Genomic DNA, 23,684 nt, shown 5'->3' with positions numbered 1-23,684 from the left:
ATCAAGGAACCTTTCATGACAAAATCAGCTCATCCGCTGCGATCGCTGCTGGCCTGTGGATTATTAATGGCCGGGCTCTCAACCTCTGCCCTGTCCCAGTCCAATGAGGAGGCAAACGAACATCTGATCAGTAGTATCGAGAACCGCCTCAACCAGTTGCAATGGATGCAACAACAACTGCAAGCCCAATTGCCGGGCACCAGCGGCGGGCGTCTGATGTCGTTGCAACGCCAGCTCAACAATATCAGTCGCCAACAGCAGCGCCTGGAAGAACAACTTGAGGAGCTGCAGGGTGAACCGGGCTGGACATTGGTGTGGCGCGACGAATTCGACGGCGACAGTCTCAACCTGAACAACTGGCATGTACAAACCGGCGACGGCACGGAATACGGCATTCCAGGTTGGGGCAACAACGAACTGCAATGGTACCAGGCAGAGAACCTGCTGGTTGCCGACGGCGAACTGATTATCTCGGCGCTGCCTGAAAACGTTTCTGGTTACCCCTATACCTCCGGTCGTATCAGAACCCTTAACAAAGTGGATACCACCTTTGGCCGCATTGAGGCCCGTATTCAGGTTCCGGAAGGGCGCGGTCTTTGGTCAGCATTTTGGATGTTACCCTCACAGTCCGAGTATGGCGGCTGGGCCTCCGGGGGTGAAATCGACATTATGGAAGCTGTAAACCCCGGTGCGGGCGGCGACGTTATTCACGGCACCCTACACTTTGGCATGGCGTGGCCTCTGAATGTGTCGGCGGGCGGTCATATTGACGCGACCCCAGGCGATGGCTACCACACCTACGCTGTAGAATGGGAAGGAGAAGAGATCCGCTGGTATATGGACGGCGTGCACTACGCCACGGTTGGAGCCGACGCCTGGTGGAGCTACTTCTACCAGGATCGTGAAAACGGTTACCAAAACCCTGACGGCGCGCCGTTTAACCAAGACTTTCACCTGCTGCTCAACCTGGCGGTTGGCGGTAACTGGCCGGGTAACCCCGATGCCTCAACCAGTTTTCCGGCACAAATGCGCGTCGACTATGTGCGTGTGTACGAGTGCTCAGGCGGCAATGAAGACGGCAGCGGTTGCGCCACCAGCGTAGACCCCGGAGTAACGCCGGCGGCGCCTGCTGACGTGTTCACCGCCAGCTACGACCTCTACACCGATCAGGCTGAAACGCTTACCTGGGCTGTGGGTAACGACACACTGGAAACCCCGTTGGGCGTCACCTCATTCTGGAACAATAACGGTGCGTTAAGCGTGCATGAGACCGCCATTGGTGGTGAACATGGCAACGTGATAGAGGTACTCACCAGCAACTCCGGTAACATCTCCATTTACCCCACCGATGGATCGACACTGGATCTGTTTGGCTTCGGAAACGCCACGCGGCCATGGGAACTTCATGGCGGTGAGCTGGTGTTCGATCTCTTCATTGACAGCGTCAATACCGATCTGTCGTCCAATCTGGTCATTAAGATTGACAGCGGCTGGCCAGCACTGGGATCCAAGTCCCTGGCCATTGCCGATCTGCCCCATGACCAATGGACCCGTGTTTCGGTGCCAGTCAATGATCTGCTGGGGAATCCGGGAGAACAACCCCTGGACGTAGCGTCCGTATTGAATGTCTTTGTTTTGGAGCCCACCTCCGCTGCGCACTTGATGATCGACAACGTCAAACTACAGTGCGGCCACCCCGCCAATAATGGTTGCGGCATTTCGCCACCGTCTATAGCCCTGGATGAGGACATCGTTGAGGTCTATACCGACACGGTCGGGGATATCTGGAGCAACGGCATCGGCGGCTGGGATACCACCGCGGGTACGGACTACTTTGACGGGGCTGCCGGCAACCACGTCGGCTGGTCACAGCAGGATTCAGGAGAAGAAGGCCACGGCCAGATTATCGATGTCGAGTTTCGAGCGGACGGCGCCAATGGCGTGTTCTATATTCAGTCCCCCGCCGGCGTCAATCTTGGCGAGTTTGCCCAGGGCAACCTGATTTTTGATGTCCGAGTGCTGGATTACGGCAGCAACACCAGTGGTCTGGTCATGAAGGTCGACTGCGGCTTCCCCTGTACCTCGGGTGATCAACCCATCGGGCGCCCCGTAGAAAGTGTCTGGCACACCATGACCATCCCAGTCAGCCAATTGGTCAATGGTGGCCTCGATCTCAGCAAGGTCAATACCGGTGTGGTGGTGTTCCCCACCTGGGGTGACCAGCAAGGGGTTCAGTTTCAGCTCGACAATATTCGTTGGGAGAAATAAGCGGTTTCCGTTTCGAAACACTGGCTGTTTCCGGTTTGTGGGAGCCTCTCCCACAGCCCTTGGCGGATTACGCTTCGCTAATCCGCCCTACGCAATTTCCTTTCACCTTGCCTAACACGTTGGATTAGCAAAGCATAATCCGCCCCACCCTATTTCCTTTCACCCTTGCCTAACACGTTGGATTAGCAAAGCATAATCCGCCCCACCCTATTTCCTTTCACCCTTGCCTAACACGTAGGTCGGATTAGCGAAGCGTAATCCGACAACACCACGAAGGAAGATCATCGCTTAATAATACCACTTCACCGCACCTTCGTTGTTTTCCGGCCGTCCTAAGATAGTCTATTAGGCTAAACCAAAAATTATGATTTCGGCCCCTCAGGGGCAGGCTTTTCGCGAGGTGAAGTACTCATGCCCAACCATTACGATGACACACGATCGATAACCGGGGAATTCGTCACACTGGCCGGTGATCGCTACTACCGCATCAGCAACGTGGACCAGATGACACCCTTCTTTATCAGTCTGGTGTCCGATTCTGACCACTGGTTGTTTGTCTCCTCCAATGGGGGCCTGACCGCTGGCCGGATTTCACCGGAAACGGCCCTGTTTCCCTACGTGACCGTGGACAAGATCCACGAGAGTACTCACCACACCGGCAGCAAAACACTGATCCGTGTCGATAGCCCTGACGGCAGCTCCCTGTGGGAGCCCTTTAACCAGGAACACGACCACCGCTACCAAGTCAGCCGTCATATATACAAGAACACCCTGGGCAATAAAGTCCTGTTCGAAGAGATTAACCACGACTTGCAGCTGGCCTTTCGCTATCAATGGTCAACCAGCGATGAATTTGGTTTTGTTCGAGAGGTAACGCTGCAAAACCTGGACAACAACGCCCGCACAGTTGACGTTATCGACGGCCTGCAAAACCTGCTGCCCGCAGGTACCCCGCGCTTTACCCAAACCAACTCCAGCTACCTGGTGGATGCCTACAAATGGAGTGAACTGGACGCCGATACCGGCCTCGCCACCTTCTCGCTGTTCTCCGCCATCACAGATCGTGCAGAACCCTGCGAATCCCTGCGTGCAACCACGGTGTTCAGCCTGGGTCTGGACAACCCCACGGTGCTGCTGAGTTCAGAACAATTGGCAGCGTTCAGAAAACAGACCCCGGTTGGTACCGAACGCTGCAAGCGCGGTGTACGTGGCGCCTACCTGGTGCAATCCACCATCGATCTGCCGGCAAACGGCAGCAGCGACTGGACGCTGGTGGCGAATATCGAACAAACCCAAAAACAAGCCGTCGGTTTACAACAAGACCTGCAGAGCGCAAACGAACTGCAACAGGCCGTAGAGGCATCCGTCGCCACCGGGTCCGACAATCTTGCCAGGATCATGGCTGCGGCAGACGGGTTCCAGCTCACGGCTGAGGAGAACGTCTCCGTACATCACTATGCCAACGTACAATTTAACCTGCTGCGTGGCGGTATCTTCGACAATCAATATCAAATCAGTTGCAAGGATTTTATTGAGACGGTTGAGCTGTTTAACGCCCCCGTGGCCGAGCGCCACCGCGAAGCCTTGCAGGCACTGCCGGAAAACATTGACTACAACGACCTGCTGGCAAGGGTTCAAACCTGGGACGATGCGCAGCTTGAACGCCTGAGCTACGAGTACCTGCCAATCACCTTTGGTCGTCGCCACGGCGACCCCAGCCGCCCCTGGAACCAATTCGCCATCAATCTCAAAAACGAACAGGGCGAGCCTTTGCTCTCGTACCAGGGCAACTGGCGGGACATCTTCCAGAACTGGGAAGCACTGCTGCTCAGCTACCCTGAATTCACCGAAAACGTGATCGCCAAATTCGTAAACGCCTCCACCGTCGATGGCTACAACCCCTACCGCATTACCAAGCAGGGAATCGATTGGGAAGTGGAAGACCCGGAAGACCCCTGGAGCTATATCGGCTACTGGGGCGATCACCAGATTATCTATTTACAAAAACTGCTGGAATTATCCCAACAGTTTCACCCACAGGCCCTGCAGTCGTTGCTGACCCGCCCCGTATTCAGCTATGCCAATGTGCCTTATCGCATCAAACCGTTTGCGGCTCTGCTGGAAAACGCCAAAGATACAGTGACTTTTGACGACGAACTGGCCGCTAAGATTGAGCAACGCGTGGAGCAGTTGGGCGCGGACGGCAAACTGCTTTTGTCCTCAGACGGCGACGTTGTTCAGGTCAACCTGCTGGAAAAACTGCTGGTGCCTCTGCTCAGCAAACTGGGTAATCTGGTGGTAGACGGCGGCATCTGGATGAACACCCAGCGCCCGGAATGGAACGACGCCAACAACGCCCTGGTGGGCCAGGGTCTGTCTATGGTGACTCTGTGTTACATGCGCCGCTACGTCACCTTCCTCAACGATTTGATCGGCGACGACACCGACAGCTTCAGCCTATCGAAAGAAGTGAACCAGTGGCTGTTGGAGACCTCCGCAGCCCTGCAGAATATGCGCCACCATCTGGGCAATGGGCCAGTTACCCAGCAGGTGCGCTTTGAATTGTTGCAACAATTGGGACTGGCAGCGGATCGCTATCGTCAAACGGTTTATCAGCAAGCAGGTTTCAGTGGCTGCGATGTGCAGGAAAAGACCGTGGTCAGCCAACTGCTGGACGACGCGCTGGCGGCAATTGACCATACCATTCAAACCAATTTGCGCACCGACGGGCTGTACCACGCCTACAACTTGCTCGACATCAACTCCGAAACCACGCTTGATGTTGACACCCTCTACCCGATGCTCGAAGGCCAGGTAGCGGCTCTGAGCTCCGGCGCTATTGCTCCCGGTGATGCGGCGGATATTCTGGAAACACTGTTTGGCAGTGACCTTTTCCGAACAGATCAGAAAACCTTCTTGCTCTACCCGGACAGAGAACTACCCGGCTTTTTGGACAAGAACCGGATTGCGGCAGAAACTATCGCCGACATGCCCTTACTTAAAGACATGGTTGCCCAGGGTGATGCCCGCTTACTTGAGCAAGACGCCAACGGCTGTTATCGATTTAATGCCGGCTTGACCAACGCTGATGCCCTCAACCAAACCATCGACGAGCTCTTGCCCCGCTATGGCGAATCCCTGGAGGCGTTAAGACAACCGCTGCAAGCACTTTACGAGCAAGTCTTTAACCACAAAGCCTTTACCGGCCGCTCCGGTGGCATGTTCGCCTTTGAAGGTCTCGGCAGTATCTATTGGCATATGGTGTCCAAGGTTCTGCTGGCTGCGCAGGAATGCTTTTACCAGGCGGCCACGCAGGGCTGCGACAGCGCGCAACGCCTGGGCGAGCTGTATTACAAGGTACGAGAGGGTATCGGCTTTAACAAAACACCGGAAGAATACGGTGCTTTCCCGACCGATCCCTACTCCCATACCCCCGCCCATATGGGGGCACAACAGCCGGGCATGACGGGTCAGGTTAAAGAAGAAGTCCTGACCCGCTTTGGTGAATTGGGTATTGCGGTAAAAGACGGCTGCGCACAGATTAATCCGGTGCTGCTGCGTGAGCGCGAGTTTATCAAAGAAGCGGCGGCTTTCCGTTATCTTAACGTGCGCAATCAATGGTCTGAAGTATCCGTTTCAGAAAACGGCTTAGCCTTTACCTGGTGTCAGGTGCCGCTGGTGTATCAACTGGTAGACGATGAGCCCGCGGGCATCACTGTTCACTGGCGTGACAGCAAACCGGCCACACAACTGGACAGCCTGGCACTGCCGCAGGAGATTACCGACAAAATATTCCGCCACAGCGGCGAAGTGGAATCGATTGAAGTACGGCTAACCCGAACGCAGTTGTTCAGCGCCTGACGGCGACCAACCAAGGGGAGCCCAGCTCCCCTTTTTTATGTACAGGATGTACGGTATACCGCGAGAGGCAGGACGCCGGTAGCGGATATGTACAGGATGTACGGTATACCGCGAGAGGCAGGACGCCGGTAGCGGATATGTACAGGACGTACGGTATACCGCGAGAGGCAGGACGCCGGTAGCGGATATGTACAGGACGTACGGTATACCGCGAGAGGCAGGACGCCGGTAGCGGTCATCACCATTTCTCAGCGATTCAAGAAGAAACTCTTATGGACTCACTACCCAACATTATCGACGTCGACACCTACGAAGAAGAAGGCTACGCCCCCGTCGTGGATTTTCAACACTGGCGCGTAGCCCTGCTCAATTACATCGACGAACTGGAAGCCGACAAGATCAACAACTTCCATATGCACGAAGAAACGGATGAAGTGTTTGTGCTGCTACAAGGGCGTTGCATCTTATTCGCCGGAGAAATTGGCAAGAGCGGCGGCATTGACAGGGTCAGCGCCCTGGATATGAAACCCAATCAGCTCTATACCGTCAAAAAAGGTGTATATCACACCCACACCTTAAGCGAAGATGCCAAGGTACTGATTGTAGAGAACCAGGACACCGGCGATCACAACACACCCATGGTGCGTACCGGCGACCAGGAACGTGTTCAATTGGAGCACTGGGTAAGCAAGCTTTGGGGCACTACCTGAGCTCTCGTGCAACCCCTATTGCGTAGGGTGGATTTACCCGCAAGGGGCACAAGAGCCGCATAGCGGCGTAATCCACCATTTTTTTGAGCGCAGTTTCATCAAAGCGTCTACCGCCTAGATCATCAACCGCGAACCAACATCCCTTCCAGCTCCTCAAGCGATTTACCCTTGGTTTCCGGAAGCAGACGGCTGATGGCAAACAGCCCCACAAGCGCAAAGCCCCCATAAATGGCAAAAGTGCCTGCGTTGCCGATATTCGCCAACTCCCAAGGGAACACCAACTGCACCAAAAAACTGACCGCCGAGTTCACCAACCCCACAAAAGAAATCGCCAGCGCACGAATGCGATTGGGAAACAGCTCCGAGAACAACACCCACATCACCGGCCCCAGGGAAATCGCGAAGCAGGCCACAAACCCCAGGATACCGACCAGAATCAATGTCGGATTCATGGTTACCGAAGCGGTCAGCAACTGCGCCTCGTAGGCCCCCGCCTGCTCACTGCCCAATGCCGTATTCAGAGCGGCTTTAAAGTCCAGATCGCTGGAGAAAGTCGTTCCCACCATGGCCTGCAGAGTGGGAACTTCCGCCAGTTCAGGCAGTTTAGCCAGGGTTGCGCCTTGAAGCGTGTAAGTGGCCGAACCAAAGCCATAGGCCAGCAGGAACATACAGGCTGCAATACCACCCACACCAAAACTCAGCAGCGGTTTGCGTCCCAGTTTATCAATCAAAGCCATGGCAGCCAGCGTAAACACAAGGTTGGTTAACCCTACCAACACCGCCTGCATAAACGCAGAATCGGTGCCGATACCAGACTGTTCAAAAATCATCGGTGCGTAAAAGAACACCGAATTAATACCGGTAATCTGCTGCAGCACCGCCACCACCAAACCAATGCTGATCACCCACCGCATGGGCGCACTGAACAACTCTTTCAGCGGCAGGCGTTTGCTATCAGTGTCGGAAGCTTCCAAGCTTTGCTGCACACTGGCCAGCTCCGCCTCCGGTGCATCGCTGACGCGCTCCAGCACTGCCAGAGCCTCCTTATGGCGCCCCTGCATGGCCAACCATCGGGGGCTCTCAGGCACAAAAAATAATCCGCAAAAATAAATCACCGCCGGCAGTGTCTCCAGCCCCAGCATCCAGCGCCAGGTCCATTCACTCAACCCCAGCGCCTGAACCCAACTGATGTCGGACTGAGCCAACTGCAAAACACAGTAATTACTGAAAAACGCCGCCGAAATACCCACCACAATATTCAACTGGTTGATGGACACCATGCGCCCGCGAATCGCAGCGGGGGCTACCTCGGCAATGTACATGGGCGCCACAATCAGTGCCGCACCAACCCCAAAGCCCCCCAGCATTCTCGCCACCACCAACCAGGTAAAGGTTGGCGCAAATGCGGATGCCACCGCAGAAATCGCAAAAATGACGGCTGCTGCACTCAATACGGGTTTACGGCCAAAGCGGTCGCTCAACGGACCGGCCAGCATCATCGCCAAGGTTGCCGTCAGCGTCAGCGATGCCACCGCCCAACCCAGCTCGATCTTGGTCAGGGAAAATTCCGGTTCAATAAAAGTGACAACCCCGGAGATCACCGAGGCATCAAACCCCATCAAAAAACCACCGAGCGCCACAATAATGGCAATTCTTAAGGTAAATCCTGTGTTCACACCGCTCTCCGCTTTTTCGATTTTTGGTTCTTTATTTCAGCTCAAATTCCGCCGTCAGCTCGGCGTCACTGTCACCGCCAACCCAGATTTGGAATCGCCCTGGTTCAACCAACCGCTGCTGCTTGCGATCGTAAAATGCCAGATCTTCCGGCGTGAGGGTAAATTGCAGCGTCTTAACATCCCCCGGTAACAACCGGTTTCGCTGAAACCCCTTAAGCTCTTTGACCGGGCGGGTCACGCTCCCCACCAGGTCCCGCACATAAAGCTGAGAAACTTCTTCGGCCGCCACATCGCCGCTATTCTCCAACTCCACTTCAATGGTGAGCGATTGATCCGCCGTGATTTCCGTGTGGGACAAACTCAGATGACGATAGTCAAAACGGGTATAGGACAACCCAAAACCAAAAGGAAACTGTGGTTGGTAACCCGCGTCCAAATGGAACGCGGACATCCCCAGCGACGTCTGTTTGGCTCGAACCGGAATCTCGTCGATATGCACCACCGTCTCTGGCGAGGGTGGCCGCCCGCCATGCTTGTGGTTGTAGAAAATAGGAATCTGCCCCACCACCTTGGGGAAAGTTACAGGCAGCTTGCCACTGGGGGATTGCAGCCCAAACAACAGGTCGCTAATCGCAGGCCCGGCCATAGAGCCGGGGTGCCAGGCATAGAGCACAGCATCCACCTGCTCCAACACCGGCGCCAGCGTCAGCGGTCGTCCAGCCATCACCACCAGAATCAGCGGCTTGCCGATGCGGCTCAAGCGTTCTACTAACGCGGCCTGACAACCGGGCAAATCAAGGTCCGCGCGGCAATGGGCTTCGCCCGACAAAATAGACTCTTCGCCCAAAAACAGCACCGCGGCCTGAGCCTGTTCAACGACGCTGACGGCATCATCAAATCCGGATTGATCCTGACTGCGGGATGTCTCCAGTGCCTTGGCGTAGCGAACCTCGGCAACTCCGTCCAGGTGAGCTCTGATTGATTGCAATGGCGTCTCGCTCAGGCGCTCGTCACCGTCAAAAATCCAGGTGCCCAATTGTTCGTAACCGTCATCCGCCAATTGACCGATAACCGCCAGGGACTTGAGCTGCTGCGGTCTTAAAGGCAGGCATTGGCCGTTGTTCTTAAGCAAAACACAGCTTTGAGCGGCCAATTGTCTGGCCTGCTCAAGTGCCAGCTCCTGCTTACCGCCCTCGGAAACAGACGCTGTAAACGTTTGATCAAACAGCCCCAAACGAGCCTTAGTCAGCAGGATGTTGGCCACCATGGCATCAATTTTGGCGATACTCAGGCGCCCTTCTTCCAGCAAGGATGCCAGATGATCGGCATAAGTTCGGCTGACCATCTCCATATCCACGCCCGCATTCAGAGCCTCAAACGCCGCCTCACGATCGTCCGCCGTAAAACCATGAGTGGTCAACTGAGAAATCGACTCCCAATCACTGACCACCATCCCCGGGTATTGCCATTCCTCGCGCAGCACCTGCTGCAACAAGAATTCGTTACCGGAGGCCGGCACGCCGTTCAGGTCGTTAAAACCGGTCATAAAACTGGCAACCCCGGCCTTGGCGACTGCCCGGAAAGGCTCCAGATACACATTGCGCAGCTCGTTTTCGGGGATTTCGGTGGTGAAATAATCACGACCACTCTGGGAAGCCCCATAACCGGCAAAATGCTTGGCGCAGGCACCGATACCATTGTCCTGATAACCCCGCACCATCGCAGTGCCCAGCTCAGAGGTAAGGTGGGGGTCTTCGCCAAAACTCTCCGCAATACGGCCCCAGCGCGGGTCGCGGGAGATATCGATCATCGGCGAAAAGGTCCAATTGATGCCGGCACAGGCCGCCTCAATCGCCGCAATGCCAGCCGCCTGCTCTACCAACTCCGGGTTCCAACTGGCCGCCTGCCCCAGGGGGATGGGAAAAATGGTCTTAAACCCGTGTATCACGTCCCGGCCGATCAACAGGGGAATCCCCAGGCGGCTTTCCTCTACTGCGATCTTCTGAAGGCTGGCGACGGTCTCGGCATCCACCTCGTTGATCACTGAACCCACCTGTCCGTTTCGGACTGCTTCTGCCAGATCCTCCGGCACCCAACCGCCGGCACCATTGACCTGGCACATCTGGCCGATCTTTTCCGGTAGCGTCATCTGTTCGAGCAGAGGATTGACCAATGACTGTTTAAGCGAATTAAGCGATGCGGGGTGCTCTGGCATGGAGGGATCAAGGCTGGATTGTGGGCTGATCCTCTAGCCTAATGCTTGACGGGTTGGGGTTACAGATAAGTGCGGTGAATGGGGCGATAGCCGCGACAGACTGGATAAGTCACCTGTTGGTTGCTACTCCATATTCACGGTATGCTGATCTTGGTACAGCTTAGTGAATTCCGACCAGCTGACCGGTGGCGAAAGAAGGTACCCTTGAACCAGCGTATTGCCGTTCAGTTCTTTCAAATGGTTCAGTTGCTCCTCGGTTTCCACTCCCTCGGCAACAACCTGCAATTGGTACAGATCTGCCAGTGCTAGAATAATCTCGATCATGGCATCTGACTTGGCCGACCCAGTACTGATCGCTTCTACAAAGGACCGGTCGATCTTCAGGCAATCAACCGGGTAATGAATAAGTTGATTAAACGCGGTATAACCCGTACCAAAGTCATCCAGCGCCAAGCTGATGCCCAGCTCCTTCAATCGCCCCAGTACAGACTCTCGTTCACCCCCGCCTTCGGCCAGCGCCGTTTCCGTAATCTCGAATTCCAGATCTCCGGGACTAATATCGTATCCATTGATCAACTCCTCTACCCGTAGAAGAAACTCTCTATTAGAAAGCTCCACGCCTGAGATATTTACAGCCAAATACCCTTTATAGCCATGTTCCTTCTTCAACATTGACAAGTACTGGAGCGACTTTTCGATTACCCAAAGATCAATTTCTTTGATTAACCCTGTTGACTCGGCGATGGGTATGAATTTGTCGGGGCCGATTCCCTGTTGCGTAAGCGGGGGGCACCTTAGCAAAACCTCTGCAGAAATCATCCTTAAAGAGGTATCGTAGACGGGCATAAAATTCAGCTCAAGGTTTTCAGATTCCAGAGCCTTCTTCAACTGGCGCTCAATGTGGTATTTTTGATGAATTTGGTCGGCAATATCCGACGTAAAGAACTCGTAGCAGTTTTTGCCTTGCGCTTTTGCGTGATACATTGCCGCATCTGCGTTCTGCAAAAGGGTATGTTCGTCCTCGCCATCCTCCGGGGATATCGCGATTCCTATGCTCGCATGCAGACCATGCTTAACACCTTCCACTTCATATCCTTGTACGAACAGAGACAGTATTCTTTGACATACCAGTACGGCAATCTCCGGTTTTTTGATGTCCTGCAGCATCACCACAAATTCGTCACCGGCCAAACGCGACAACCAACTGTCGCTGATGGTGCCACTCATATCCCCAGGCCGGATAATGCCCTCAAGATCGCGGCTGAACTGTTGAAGCACTTTATCGCCTACCGAGTGCCCGTAGTGGTCGTTCACGAGCTTAAAGTTATCCAAATCTATGTACAGCAGCGCAACTCTCTGGTTGTCCCGCAGGCAGCGCTCTATCGCTTTTTCCAACCGGCGATGAAAACTTCTGCGGTTTTCGAGCCCCGTCAGAGCATCTGTGGAAGCCAGCTTCTGCATATCATTAAACAGCTCAAAGTAAGCGTTATTGAGCTCCGCCACCTCGTTATCGCTCTCCAGGCGCTCCAACTGAAGGTTCTTGCTGGAATAGTCCAGGTTAATTTTCTCCACTAGATTTCTGATTGGCAACAAAATCTGTTTCTCCAGCATAAAACGGAGAACGAAATACGCAGCGGTGATCATTATGAAACACACCAAGGCAATGGTTGCTCTGAATGTCGCCAGATTTAAATCTATGTCCTTATTTGAGACCGTTATGGATGATAGGTAAGGGGCATTGATAAGCGAAAAGTTAAGGTCCTCTTCACTCTCGACTTCTACAACACGCACATCGTCTGGTGCAGTTTCTGAAGGCTTGATTTTCAGATTTACACTGTTGCCCAGCAATTTTTTTAGCCTCGGCATGGAATCTTCAAAAATTTTCAGGTTTCCGGTAAATATCAATCCGTAGCGGGTAGCCAGCGGATTATTGGAAATATCTTTTTCAAGCAGAATGGGTGAGAATGACGCTGCCATTTGGTATCGAAATTGATGCCCATCCAGACTGGGAAGTACGCGCAAGTGTATATGCATCGGCTCACTGTTGTGAAAGCCGTCTTCCTGATCATTCAGGAAGCTTCGATTCTCCACAGTAAGATCGGGTGAAATAAAAGGGTCTTTAATCGGCATGCTTGCAACGACTTTGTAGTTGGAATCCAGCAGCTGAATGTTCTGCAGTTTATGTTTCCTGAGCAAACGATCGAGCAATCTTCGCACACCGGATTCCAGTACCATGGCTCTGTACACGTCGGAGTCCTCAACCGCCAGGCTGATCAATTCTTGACTGGATACCACTTCTGTAAAAACCGACTCCAGATTGCGAATTTCCTGATCATATTGACGATGGAGGAAGAGCAGTTCCTGCTCCGCACGATCTCCGATTTCATCTCTGAGAACCCTGGAAATCAACTGATCGGCCATGATTCCCATCGCAGATATCACCAGGATCATTACAGGTAACAGGATGACGTTAACGCGACTGAGTAACTTCATTGTATGCCGTACTCCCAGCTGTACGGCATTCGTTCTCGCACGCGATAATTCTCGATATCCCGAATGTAGGGATACCTTATTATTGGGTTTCCGTTCTTTTCGGGGAAAAGTAGATTATCCGAACGATAATCTTCACTGGTGTGGGGAAGCGCCGATTCCAGCGACGTGGCGAACCAGATTTCTTCAGCGTTGGCGGCAGCAACTTTAGGCTGATAGAGATAGAGAAGGAACTCTCGGGTGGCTTGTTTGATGCTTTCTGCACGTGGTATCGCCCAGCAGTCGTACCATACCGGCGTCCCCTCTTTCGGAATCACATACTCCCAATCCTCCTGGCCGGTTACCTCCCTAACAAAATACAGGTCTGAGGAAAACCCAAACGCCAATGACATCTGGCTTTTTTGGCCATGATTGATTGCATAGGATAAAGCGTATTTGGTATCAAGACGGTACTTTTCTTGATTGAGGATAAGTGTTTGCGCTTCTTTGAGTTTGCGTAAGTTGTTCGAGTACGGAGGCTCACCAAGCGCCAACATTGCTGAGGCGGTGGTGTCATACACATCGAAATGCATTACCACCCGACCCTGGTGTTCGGGTGGAGGAACAAACAACTGTCGCCAACTGGTTATAGGGGTTTTACTGACAGAACTTCTATGGAGAATACCGTTTGTGCCCCAGCCGTAAGGAATACCGTACTTTCCGCAAGCCTTTTTTGCATCCTTAGAAAAGCTCTCAATCGTCCCCAACAAGCTGGAAAGGTCCTGAAAGAGCCCAACCGTTTTCATCTCCCGCAGGGTTATGTCATCCATCAAGATCAAATCGAAGACGCGGCTGCGACCGCTGGTGATGGTTTCATCACGGATCAACTCCTGGTCGAAATAGACCTGATGAACCTCGTACCCACTTTGCCGTTGAAACTGCTCAATGACATCCTGTGACAGATACCCTTCCCAATTGTATATATTTATCTGTTTATCATTGCTTGCGACGGCATGATTCCACACGATCAAAAGGAAAAAGAGCACATGAAAGAGAGCCGCGGTTTTGCTTTGGCCCCGAATGTGCATCGCGTGGAAATGAAAGCTATTCATTACGTCCTGGATAGAGTTTATTCTGTCGCGGTCTTGCCTCCCGGTGTTTACCTATTATAGACCCCTGATTTCGGAGTCGAGCGACTTAATTTTGAGCCCGCGCCCTCAATACACAGGGCCATTACGCGGGCAGAAGCCTTAATAGGCAAACAGCTTTTCCTAATAGATTCAATTACTTAAGCTGTATTTCTAATGCTACTAACGAAGATTCCTTAGCACCCCACTCGACCACCCCAAAGACAACGCAGAAATCCTGATTTACGGATTTTGACCCCGATTTACCTGGACAAGAACGGCCCCACGGAATCACCGTATACCCCCATCAACGCCACCCGCCAGGGGACGAACCCCGCTCTCGCTTATTCGTTGGCTTATATCCCCCGACATAGACAAACCCGGTCCAGTGCCGCGTAGCCAGGCTGTGCAGGCTATAAGCCAGCACCATCACACAGGAGATCAGCTTCGCCCTCAACGTAAATCCTTATACCGTTAACATTTCTATTTGAACTCAATCATCCCGGCCAACACCGCCAGGCGTATTGCGCCATAGTTTGTCTTTACCCCAAACGCCTTGCGTGCCGTTAACTCTCCCGGCAGGCTGCTCAAATAATGGTTGCGTTTGCCGTCCAAGGCATACACAAAAAAATAATCCGAAAAGCCCAGCCGCCGGACTTGTTGTGCAATCTCGAGGCTTAGCGCCTTGTGCGTGGCGGCGTTGGCCAAGGTCGGGAACTGGCTCAGCGGGCTGCATTCACTGCCATGACCCTCTTCCCCGTGTATCGTTGTTATTGAATGGTACTGTAAACGGTTGTCCTTTTTCATGGTTCTGTACGTCCTTTTGCCACCCTGGCACCCAGTCGGGTCATCCGATATAAAGGCACAGGCGGGCCTTCGTCGCCTTATGCAAGCGCCGTTCGGTCAGAGAGTGCGATCAAAATCGCTCGCGTTTTAAACAACAGGTCGAAATGCTGATCAAGCTTGCGAGAATTGAGGGAAATCGGTCGAAAGTTATTTATTGTCGCGAAGAGTGTTTTCGCTGAAAAATGTACTCGAACTAAAAGTCTTTTTAACGGATAACGTCGGCCGATAATCTTCGGATTTTTTTATAATTCAGCTGGACAGTATTTATAGATTTCTATAATTGTTGATGAATTCACTCAGGAAAATATGAAATTCTTAGTTGGAGTTTGTGTATATTGAGAGGCACTGCTTATATTCTCTGATGGGCGATCTGAGCAACTGATGCTTCCTGAACACTCAAATAATTGCCGCTTTTGAGAGGACTGGCACGGAAGGTGACGAGGAAACTTCTGACAAACTCGACGACATAAGCTGATGATTGTAAAAATCACTTAAAAAAGCCCGGCGTAGAAGCCGGGCTCTGAATATCTTAATTCGCTTGACCGCTTTCGAGGTATCTAACCCCATGATCTTTTCTTCTTCTAACCATCAAACCAAGGACGGCCACTGCAAACAAGCTGAAAGTTCCGGAAATCGGGATCTCGGCGGATGAAAGGAGTTGATTGGAACCCCAGAGATCAATCGAGCCCTCCTCAAAATCTGCACCGCCCCATACAGAACCGTCTCCAACGCCTGCGACATTTAAATGATTCCAGTCGACATTTCTGACGGTTGTGAATTCACCATTTTCAAACCCAGCAAAAAATGATTCGACTGGAAATGCACGCGGGCGAGGAGTTAATCCGTTGACCAGATAGAAGCTCTCTAGCAGATCGTAGTATTCACTGAGATCAAACAATGCGCTGGAAACGAACGACAAATCATCCCAGTGGTTCATATCGATAATCGAGACCACGACATCATCACCCCGACCCAACTCGTCTATGCCATTCGGCCCCAACGTATATATCGGCGCAGAGGTCGCCTCATTGTCGTAAGTGACGGTCCATACAAAAGACCTCCCATTCAGGTGACCGATGTCTGGCAGCGAAGAAGAGCCGAAACCGGTTACCGAGGTGGTGTGCAAGATTGTGGTCTCATAGGTATCTTTAACTAAAGCACCGTAAGTGCTAAAAGCGAGGGCGGACAAAGCAAGTCCGAGAAGAAGTTTTTTCATGATAGCTCCTTTATCAATATTTCCTAATTTTTGCGTCGAAAGGATACTCGCCGAAACGGCATTAGACTTTCCAACTTAAAGTGTCCGTGACACTGAAAGAGCTCCAGTCCACCTATTGATCACATTGATCCTGGTCAGGGCTTTTCGATCAGGGATTGTGGGTGTCTTTGAATAGGAACCTCTGCCTAGCGGATTAGTACTCTTCTAGTCAGGTACGGCATGAAATCGCAAAAATAGACAAGCTCAACACGAGCGCGCTGAAGGTATATCATGGTTTACTGTTCCTTGTACAATTGTCGTCCTGAAAATAGGTGGAACACTATGCGGTAATGCGATGCGTGTCAACCTTTTGACCGATTGAGTCGTTTGAGTTAGTAAATGCTATCGTTGACCTGCGCGGAGTTGCAAGCGGAGACCGACAAAGCCAAAATTAGAACTTCTGCACCCACTGAAGATAGGAGTAAGCGCGGTTAATCCAATAACTCAAATCGCCTGCCGCAACTCCTCACTCAACAACTCCTCAGGCATTCCCAATGCATACCCCTGCGCGTAGGCAATCCCAAGCTCAATCACCTTGGAAAGAATATCAGGGTTCTCAACATACTCGGCAATCACTTTGATCCCCATGGCACTGGCGATATCAATAATGGAACGGACAAACACCATATCCACTTTATCTTCCAGCATGTCCCTGATAAACATGCCGTCGATTTTAATGGTATCGACGGGAAGGTTTTTGAGGTAACCATAGGACGACATGCCGCTGCCAAAATCGTCCAGAGAAAACTGACAGCCCAGGCCTCGCAGCCGCATGATGGTATCGCGGGCCACCGAAAGGTTGCGGATGACCGAGGTTTCGGTGATTTCAAAATTCAACATGCCGGGTGGCAGATCGGAGTTGCGGACGGTGGTTTCCAGGAATTCGAGGAATTTTTCGTCGCTGATGCTACTGCCCGAGAGGTTTACCCAGTAGGAACGCTTGTCACCAAACGCCTGTCGGTAGCGGGGCATGTTGTCAAGCAGATGCAGTATTAACCACTGGTCGAGTTTGACACTTAACCCAAAGCGCTCAGCCGCCGGCAGAAAGGCACCGGGAGGGACCAATGTGCCGTCGGTGTCGCGCAAGCGCAGGAGAATTTCCACATACTCCGTGCAGTCACCCTTGTTGAGTGGAAAGATCGGTTGAGCGTAAATCACGAAGCGGTTAAATTCCATTGCCTGGTGCAATCGGTGCAGCCACTGCATCTCTCCCTGCCTGTCCAGGCAATCGCGGTCTTGTGGCGCGATGATATGCACGCGGTTGCGCCCCGCTTCTTTGGCGGCGAAACAGGCGGAGTCTACCTGTTGCAGCGCTTCATTGGTGTCTACTTCAACCATGCTGCTGGCCATGGCGCCGATGCTGGCACTGATCCTGAAGGTATTGCCCTCCCAGGGGAAATGAATATCTTCGATAGCTTTGCGTATGGCCTCTGTCAGATGAACTGCCTCTTCGCGATTGCAATGGTACAGCAGCAGTGCAAACTCATCGCCACCGAGCCTGACAACCAGATCGTCTTCCCGAACGTTGTTGCGAATCACTTGGGCCACCTGGCACAGCAGTTCATCGCCTGCCATATGACCACAGGTATCGTTGACGGTTTTAAATTGATCGAGATCGAGAATGCACAGTGTGTGTTGTTTGTCGTGATTCCGGCTGTCTTTGTTAACCGCCGCCAGTGCCTGATTAAGCACCCGGCGGTTTGCCAGACCGGTGAGTGTATCGTGAGACGCCTGATGTTTTAGTTCCTCCGACAAACGGCGGGACTCGGCAATCTGACTGGCCAGTGCGTCGTTTTTGTTTATCAGCTCGGCAGTACGTTCCTCTACCATGGCCTCCAGGCGTTTTTCCCGGTGCTCGATCAATTCCAGCATCGAATCGAAGTCCTGGCTGAGTTCTCCCACTTCATCTTTGCTGTTTACGGCACTACGCAACGAATAGTTGCTGGTTTGAGTGACTTCGCGAGCCATCTGGGACAGTTGGCGAATCGGACCCGTTACACGATTTTGCAAGCGGCTGGCCAGCAGAGTTCCCAGCGCGATGGCCAACAGGGTGGAAATCAATGCGACCCACGCGGCAGCACGCACAGCATCATGAATTTCGCAGCGGTCAAAATCCACCTCCACTCTACCGAGGTATTGGCCTGCCTCTTCTATAGCGACGACGACGGTGCCTTGGTGCTGTTCGCCAAGAAACCACAGGATCAACGATCCATCCGAAGCATCTCTGGGATGCAGTTCCACTCGACCAATCTGGTTACCTTCGCGATTGAGAACCCTGGCGGACAGAATGGCATCATCCATTCTGAGCGCCGACAGCACGTCTTGAATCGCACGGCTGTCTTCAAACATCACGGCTGCACCTATATTAGACGCCACCATTTCCGCCTGCTTTTCTATACGCTGCTGGAAGAACACCTGATGGGATTGATAGTTACTGTATACCCAGTACCCACCGGCCACCGAAAATACCAGTAACGTGGTTACGGTATAGATCAGCAACAACTTCATATGTAAGTTGAGGGCTCGAATCATTGTCTCACCTGATAGTTGGGCAGCGGCTGTTGCCGCGACAATCGACGTAATTCTGAACTGATTTCAAACTCCCTGCCGGACAATGAGCCTTCATCGATATGAAAGCGCAAGCGGTTTCCGTCGATAAACAGAAACACTTCGATTCCTTCTGCCTTGTCTTGCTCCAGATCTGCGACCTCCAGCACTCTCTCTGTTAATTCCTTGTCGCGGAATTTTATTGAACGTGCATCCCAGAACTGCAAATCGCATTGGTGGTCGGCACCGGGCAGTTCTATAACTCTCAAGTGTCGTCCTTGCCCTATTTGTACGCCATCAATTCTTAAGGCCTGCTCGAAGATACTTGCCTGTTGGTGAATGCAGAGATTGACCTGATCTGCCCCTCGCTTCCAGACGACAAATTTGGCGATATTAACCAGATAGACAGTTTTGAGCTTTTCTGACAAATCCGTCGCTCTCGCCTGAGACGAGATGAACACCAGCAGGCAGATGGCAATCCCCCCCGCTACGCCGGCGCTGATTCTCCTGTTGGACGGGTGTCGTTTAAACATCATGCGCAATACGCATCTCGGTTACTCATCAGCTAATGCCCAAATGGCCAGTCATAGCTAAAACTTACAAAAAACTCCCTGCCCGTATTCCTGCCTCCAAATCCTGTCAGGGTCTCATATGGCGTCTCGTCACCAAGGTTTTTGCCAATCAAACTGATTGTCAGCGGGCGATTGCCATTGCTGCCAAAGAAGCCCGGTTTGTAATCGAGCCGAACATTAAGGTAGGCATAGTCGTCCAGCGGCCTGGCCTCTTCTTCGTCCAGAGCGATGGGGTACCAGAATGCCGGGGCAACGTACTGGTCCCGCCAGCTGGCCTCCAGTGTCAGCGAAAGGTCCTGATTGCGCTGATAGACCAACCCGAAATTGGCCTTGTGCTTGGGAGCATAAGTGAAATCGAGGGCGTTGCCCTCGCTGTCGGTACCGCTGCCGACTTCACGATTGTGTTGATATGACCAGTTAAAAAAGCCCGAAAGCTGATCTGACCATTCCGCTCTGATATCCAGTTCAATACCGTGGATGCGGGCATCATTGGGGTGATTCTCGAACCGGAATCGGGGATAGGCGATGACGATGGAGTCTTCCACTTCGTTGCGGAATAAATCCACTCTGGCTTGCCAGCCCTGGCTGAATTGATACGAGATTCCCAGCTCATAGCTATCCAAAGTTTCGGGCTGCAGGTGCTCATTGGAGCTGAAGTGCGCCAACGGAATCACCACTCCCGGTGCTTCGACAGCCAGGAAACGGGAATCCTGGTATAACTCTGTAAAAGAGGGGTAACGTGCGGACTGGCTCCAATTAAAACGCAGAGTGGCGTTTTTGCTCAGTGACCCTACCAGCGCCACTCTGGGAAATACTTCGGAATCGAACAGGTCATTGGAAGTCTGCTGGTCGTAACGCAACCCATAGATCAATTGCCACTGTTTACCGGGTAGCGTCCAGGTGTCCTGTATAAAGAGTGCGCTTTTGTGGTACTGCGTGTCGGGCTCATGCTCATGCTCGCCGGATTCCGGCACCACCTGATGTGCTCCGTGGAATTCGTGATCATGATCTCCCGCCGCTATGCGCCGGTATTCCGCCCCCATCATAACATCGTGATTAACAAATGCGTGTACCCCCAATTGCGCGTTGGCGAAGATCTGGTATCCGTGATCCTCTTGTTTTTCAAAATCAGGGTGTTCGGCGGGGCTGTGGCAGGCGGCACAGTGGCTGCCGTCGCGGTTTGAATAGGATGCATTGCCCTGCAGTGACCAGGCGTCATTGCTGGCCTGGTGATTAAACTGCGCCGCGACGATATTGACGGTTTGTTTAATTTCTCTGGCACTGCGCAATACACTTCCCGGCGGGAATACCGGGTTCTGCACCGGATCGCTGAAACCATCAAAGTCGTCCTGTCGGCGGTAATAAGACAATTGCAGCCCTTTGTATTTTCCTTTGACAAATACATCAACAGCACGAGCTTTGGAGTCCTCCTCCTGCCACAACTCCGTGGGCAGTTGACCTTCACTGACCCGAGCCGTGGCAAAGAAGGAGCCTGAATCCCCCAGACGGAGTCCGCTGGTCACACTGAAGCTATTGGTATCGTTGTTTCCGGAATAGAGTCGCGCGCGTGTGGTGTTAAATTCTTCACCGGAAAAGGTCACAATGTTGATAACCCCGTTGAGGGCATTTTCGCCATACAGGGTCGATCCGGCTCCCCTGACGACTTCAATGTGCTTAACATTATTGATGTTAAAGAAATCAAATCCCGGATGCTGCGGAAAGCCCCCCTTGTTCCAGGAGTTATAGGGAACCCCATCAATCATTAGCAGAATCTTACTGGTGAAGGGATTAGAGCCGAAACTGCGGATATCAATAGTCTGTACCATGGGGTTCCAGCGGACATTGACCCCCGGCACCAGCCGTAACAGCTCGGGTATGGTACTGGCGGACGAGTGTTGGATATCCTGATAGGTGATCACCGATACCGCGCCGGGTATTTTAGACAGGGGCATGCCCGAACGGGTCGGTGTGACTACTTCGTAGTTGATCACCTCATCAAAGCTCAGTTCGAGCAGTTGCTCCAGAGTATCTTCAGACAGGTTTCGATTGTTCAGGGAGGGATCTGCCACTGTCGTCGTCGACGATACAAGCACAAATGACACAGTGATCAGGAACTGAAATACGAATTGCATGAGCGTGCCTACAGGTCGGGCATCGAATTCCCGGCACAGCTCAAACAAACGACTTTTTATACTTCTAGTATTCGCCGTTTTTTGATACAAAATTTGACTCCACAAACCGATGGCTAACCGGTACCGGAACTGCTTATCCGGTGGACGCTTCGATCTGTGCCCAGACAACAGGATCACACCTTCCTGTTGTCGATACCTCTACGGGAGCCCCATTCCTTCAGCCAACCCATTCCAGAGTCAGTAATTTCCGTGAGTTGGCCTCATTGAGATAAAATGAATTCGGCGCCAAAAAGCTTTCACAGATTGCTGCGTTCTACTTAAGTTATTGTTCTGTCGAGTCTATCGGTGCACTATGGCGCTGTCAAAATCATTTTGGCGCGGGATGAACATTTCTTATAAGTAAAGGTTAGCGGGACAGACCATCCGGCTATAAGGAAATCAGTGGCGTGCTAGTGGTTTGGTATATCAAGCCGAAAGACCAAGTATTTTAGGCCAAATATCGCACCAGATCATCGCAACGGGTGGATTAGGCGAAGCCCTCACCGAGGGCGCCTATTGTTGGAGTCCACCAAGAACACAGCAATTGCAGGAATATTGGTGGATAGTTGAATAATGATTCAGTAATAAGTCAAAGGGATTTATTTCGCCCAGATTTCCTCATCAGACGGTACATATTTGTCCGGTTGAGTAAAGCCTATACGCTGGGTGTTGATCATATGCTTGTAGCTGAAGTTTTCTGAAATCGAATTGTTGCCCCAGGAACCACACCCCAGCGTTCCGGTGGGAACAAAACCATTTTTCAGTGATCCACCCACCGACAGAGAACCGGGTTCGTTAACCGCAACCCGACTTACCGGCAACGCCAATCCAATTTTTTCTACGTGTGCCTGATTGTTGGAATGAATAGCGCAGGTGTGGCCCTTGCCTCTGACCTCTAGATTGGCTCGGGCAATTTCGATGGCCTCGTCGAGGTTATCGTATTCAAACAGTGCCAACACCGGGCACATTTTTTCGCTGCGCAGCGGATCATCCGCGTCGCCATTGGACTTCAGTAAAATGACTCGTGCCTCTTTCGGTACCTCGACTCCCGCTGCTTCCGCCAGGGGTTGAACCGACTGGCCAACTACCGCCGGCGCGGTATAGCCATTCTCGAACAGCACAGCCCGGAATTTGTCGACGCTTGCCTGGTCGTCAACGTAAAACGCACCTCGCTCAGTAAACGCTTCGATGACCTTGGTGATGTCTTTGCGCGGCGCAATTACGCTCTGGTCACCGGAACAAATGATGCCATTGTCAAAGGCACGACCGGTGATGATTTTTGCGGCCGCGTCCATATAATCCACACCGGTATCGATAAAGGTTTGTACATTGCCTGCGCCGACACCAAAGGAAGGCCGACCGCTGCTGTAGGCGGCACTGACCATCGCCGGTCCACCTGTTGCTACCAACACATCCACCGATGCCATCAACTGATTGGTCAGCGGAATGGAAGGTTCGCGAATGCACTGCAGCAGATTTTCCGGCGCGCCCAACTTGGCCAGCTCTGCATTGATCAGGTCCACGGTTTTTGCGGTGGTATGTTTGGCCCTCGGGTGTGGCGCGACAATCAATGCGTTTGCGCCCTTAAAGGCAAACATCGCATTGCACATGATAGTCATCACCGGGCTGGTGGTGGGTGTAACCGCACCGACGACACCAACAGGTTTGGCAATAGTGACCATCCCCTCTTCATCCATGGGTTCGATGATACCCACAGAAGGTTTTCCTTTTAGATAGTTCCAAACATTACGTGCTTTACCTTGGTTTTTCAGGGTTTTGTCGGGCACATTGCCCATGCCGGTCTCTTCCCAGGTATCGATCGCCAGCTCTTCGGCGCGATCAAAAACCAATTTGCCCACGGCTCGTGTCAGCTCGTCGACCTGCTCCTGACTGTAGTGTTCGATGGCTTGTTGCGCCTGGCGCGCCTTGGCGATCATTGTTTCGATGCAATCTGTCATGGTTCTGCT

General features: G+C 52.5%; 13 protein-coding genes. 3 read left to right on the top strand and 10 right to left on the bottom strand.

The window, feature by feature from the left end:
• Positions 1–15: 15 nt before the first annotated feature.
• The 3 genes from HBA55_RS23695 (at position 16) to HBA55_RS23685 (ending at position 6,839) form a co-directional block, all read left to right on the top strand.
• On the top strand, positions 16–2,268 hold the full coding sequence (locus tag HBA55_RS23695; RefSeq protein ID WP_166996458.1) for a glycoside hydrolase family 16 protein: 2,253 nt from the start codon (positions 16–18) through the stop codon (positions 2,266–2,268).
• Between the two features lie 411 nt (positions 2,269–2,679).
• The gene (locus HBA55_RS23690; RefSeq protein ID WP_166996456.1) at positions 2,680–6,129 is read left to right on the top strand and encodes a hypothetical protein; all 3,450 of its coding nucleotides are present in this window, start codon (positions 2,680–2,682) and stop codon (positions 6,127–6,129) included.
• Positions 6,130–6,401: 272 nt separating this feature from the next.
• Positions 6,402–6,839, top strand: a complete 438-nt coding sequence (locus HBA55_RS23685; RefSeq protein ID WP_166996454.1) for a cupin domain-containing protein — start codon at positions 6,402–6,404, stop codon at positions 6,837–6,839.
• Between the two features lie 122 nt (positions 6,840–6,961).
• Here HBA55_RS23685 and HBA55_RS37545 read toward each other — a convergent pair whose 3' ends face one another.
• The 10 genes from HBA55_RS37545 to HBA55_RS23635 form a co-directional block, all read right to left on the bottom strand.
• On the bottom strand, positions 6,962–8,536 hold the full coding sequence (locus HBA55_RS37545; RefSeq protein ID WP_338109445.1) for a sugar porter family MFS transporter: 1,575 nt from the start codon (positions 8,534–8,536) through the stop codon (positions 6,962–6,964).
• Positions 8,537–8,546: 10 nt separating this feature from the next.
• Positions 8,547–10,730, bottom strand: coding sequence for a glycoside hydrolase family 3 N-terminal domain-containing protein (locus tag HBA55_RS23675; protein ID WP_206019943.1), 2,184 nt, complete (start codon positions 10,728–10,730; stop codon positions 8,547–8,549).
• Between the two features lie 123 nt (positions 10,731–10,853).
• Positions 10,854–13,223 carry a putative bifunctional diguanylate cyclase/phosphodiesterase gene (locus HBA55_RS23670; protein ID WP_166996452.1) on the bottom strand — a complete coding sequence of 790 codons (2,370 nt, stop codon included), beginning with the start codon at positions 13,221–13,223 and terminating at the stop codon, positions 10,854–10,856.
• Positions 13,220–14,311: a polyamine ABC transporter substrate-binding protein gene (locus tag HBA55_RS23665; RefSeq protein ID WP_166996450.1), complete on the bottom strand. Its 1,092-nt coding sequence runs from the start codon at positions 14,309–14,311 to the stop codon at positions 13,220–13,222. The genes HBA55_RS23670 and HBA55_RS23665 overlap by 4 nt, the downstream gene beginning before the upstream one ends.
• A 498-nt stretch (positions 14,312–14,809) precedes the next feature.
• The gene (locus tag HBA55_RS23660; protein WP_166996448.1) at positions 14,810–15,133 is read right to left on the bottom strand and encodes a hypothetical protein; all 324 of its coding nucleotides are present in this window, start codon (positions 15,131–15,133) and stop codon (positions 14,810–14,812) included.
• A 568-nt stretch (positions 15,134–15,701) separates the two neighbouring features.
• A complete protein-coding gene (locus HBA55_RS23655; protein WP_166996446.1) occupies positions 15,702–16,388 on the bottom strand; it encodes a hypothetical protein in 687 nt (228 codons plus the stop codon).
• Positions 16,389–16,871: 483 nt separating this feature from the next.
• Positions 16,872–18,959, bottom strand: coding sequence for a putative bifunctional diguanylate cyclase/phosphodiesterase (locus tag HBA55_RS23650; RefSeq protein WP_166996443.1), 2,088 nt, complete (start codon positions 18,957–18,959; stop codon positions 16,872–16,874).
• On the bottom strand, positions 18,956–19,510 hold the full coding sequence (locus HBA55_RS23645) for a YfiR family protein (protein ID WP_166996441.1): 555 nt from the start codon (positions 19,508–19,510) through the stop codon (positions 18,956–18,958). The genes HBA55_RS23650 and HBA55_RS23645 overlap by 4 nt, the downstream gene beginning before the upstream one ends.
• A 29-nt stretch (positions 19,511–19,539) precedes the next feature.
• Entirely contained in the window at positions 19,540–21,678 is a 2,139-nt protein-coding gene (locus HBA55_RS23640; RefSeq protein ID WP_166996439.1) for a TonB-dependent receptor plug domain-containing protein, read from the bottom strand.
• Between the two features lie 638 nt (positions 21,679–22,316).
• Entirely contained in the window at positions 22,317–23,675 is a 1,359-nt protein-coding gene (locus HBA55_RS23635; RefSeq protein WP_166996437.1) for an aldehyde dehydrogenase family protein, read from the bottom strand.
• Positions 23,676–23,684 lie beyond the last annotated feature (9 nt).

Source organism: Pseudomaricurvus alkylphenolicus (assembly GCF_011683955.1).
Lineage (GTDB): Bacteria > Pseudomonadota > Gammaproteobacteria > Pseudomonadales > Cellvibrionaceae > Pseudomaricurvus > Pseudomaricurvus alkylphenolicus.
The sequence above is the reverse complement of the archived record's forward strand: the minus strand, read 5'-3'. Positions and strand labels throughout refer to the sequence as shown.

Bases quoted from the DNA above. Each gene is read 5' to 3' on its own strand.
- HBA55_RS23650 (WP_166996443.1), bottom strand. From the start codon at position 18,959: ATGATTCGAGCCCTCAACTTACATATGAAGTTGTTGCTGATCTATACC.
- HBA55_RS23690 (WP_166996456.1), top strand. From the start codon at position 2,680: ATGCCCAACCATTACGATGACACACGATCGATAACCGGGGAATTCGTC.
- HBA55_RS23660 (WP_166996448.1), bottom strand. From the start codon at position 15,133: ATGAAAAAGGACAACCGTTTACAGTACCATTCAATAACAACGATACAC.
- HBA55_RS23645 (WP_166996441.1), bottom strand. From the start codon at position 19,510: ATGATGTTTAAACGACACCCGTCCAACAGGAGAATCAGCGCCGGCGTA.
- HBA55_RS23675 (WP_206019943.1), bottom strand. From the start codon at position 10,730: ATGCCAGAGCACCCCGCATCGCTTAATTCGCTTAAACAGTCATTGGTC.
- HBA55_RS23635 (WP_166996437.1), bottom strand. From the start codon at position 23,675: ATGACAGATTGCATCGAAACAATGATCGCCAAGGCGCGCCAGGCGCAA.
- HBA55_RS23665 (WP_166996450.1), bottom strand. From the start codon at position 14,311: ATGAATAGCTTTCATTTCCACGCGATGCACATTCGGGGCCAAAGCAAA.
- HBA55_RS23685 (WP_166996454.1), top strand. From the start codon at position 6,402: ATGGACTCACTACCCAACATTATCGACGTCGACACCTACGAAGAAGAA.
- HBA55_RS23695 (WP_166996458.1), top strand. From the start codon at position 16: ATGACAAAATCAGCTCATCCGCTGCGATCGCTGCTGGCCTGTGGATTA.
- HBA55_RS23655 (WP_166996446.1), bottom strand. From the start codon at position 16,388: ATGAAAAAACTTCTTCTCGGACTTGCTTTGTCCGCCCTCGCTTTTAGC.
- HBA55_RS23670 (WP_166996452.1), bottom strand. From the start codon at position 13,223: ATGAAGTTACTCAGTCGCGTTAACGTCATCCTGTTACCTGTAATGATC.
- HBA55_RS23640 (WP_166996439.1), bottom strand. From the start codon at position 21,678: ATGCAATTCGTATTTCAGTTCCTGATCACTGTGTCATTTGTGCTTGTA.